A 979-nucleotide genomic window follows, 5' to 3' on the forward strand; every position below is an offset into this window, starting at 1 on the left:
TAGGGCATGTCTCCTTTATTGGCGTAGCCATGTCAGGATCGCGCTGATCACGACCGCCGCCCGATAGACGATCGCGAGCTTGTCATACCTCGTGGCCAGTCCTCGCCATTGCTTGACGTAGGCAAACGAGCGCTCCACGACGTTGCGGTTCCGATACGCGGCAGCATCGAACGCCGGGGGACGCCCACCTTTACTCCCGCGTCTCTTCCGAGTTGCGATCTGGTCTTTCTTCTCCGGGATCACCGCTCGGATGCCACGCAAACGCAAGTATTCGCGGTTGCCTCTGGACCCGTACGCTCGATCGGCCAGAACGGCGTCCGGACGCGTGCGAGGACGGCCACCACCTGCTCGCGGGACTCGAATATCAGCGAGCACCTGCGGCAGGACCACCCCGTCGTGACGCTGTCCACCGGTGACCACGACGGCCAAAGGCCGACCCTTTCCGTCGACGGCAGGATGGATCTTCGTCGTCAGCCCACCACGTGAGCGACCGATCCCGTGCCCGACTGGCTCACACTCCGAATCAGGCAGATTCTTGTAATTCGACGTAGCCCCCTGTGTCTTGATCAGGACGTGTCGTGTTCGTCGCATGCTGGTGAGCACGGTTGATGGTGCCATCGATGGAGATGTTCCAATCGATGTCACCGGCAGCATCAGCATCAGAAAGTATCCGGGCCAGGACTCGGTCCCAGGTGCCGTCGGCGGCGTAGCGGCGGTGGCGTTTCCATACTGTCTGCCAGGGGCCAAAGTGCTCACGTGGCAGGTCGCGCCAGGCGATGCCGGCGCGGTAGCGGTAGACGATTCCTTCGACGATTCGCCGGTTGTTCGCAAATGGTCGGGCTCTTTTGCCGACGCTCGAAGGCAGGAGTGGTTCGATCTTCTCCCACTGCTCATCGGTGAAGACTTGGTGTCGTTGCTGTGTGATCACCAATCCAGCATGCCAGTCCGAAGACCTCGAATAAAGGAGACATGCCCTAGT

1 protein-coding gene is annotated in these 979 nt (G+C 61.0%); it reads right to left on the reverse strand.

All coding sequences use genetic code 11. From position 1 onward, the window contains the following. Positions 1–15: 15 nt before the first annotated feature. Positions 16–931, reverse strand: a protein-coding gene (locus FO013_RS22200; RefSeq protein ID WP_395950172.1) for an IS5 family transposase whose coding sequence is annotated in 2 segments (ribosomal slippage) — positions 16–555 and positions 557–931 — 915 coding nt in all. Because the reading frame shifts where the segments join, the coding sequence is not laid out codon by codon here. Positions 932–979: the final 48 nt, after the last annotated feature.

Origin of the sequence: Brevibacterium aurantiacum, assembly GCF_007558825.1 — a bacterium.
GTDB lineage: Bacteria > Actinomycetota > Actinomycetes > Actinomycetales > Brevibacteriaceae > Brevibacterium > Brevibacterium aurantiacum_A.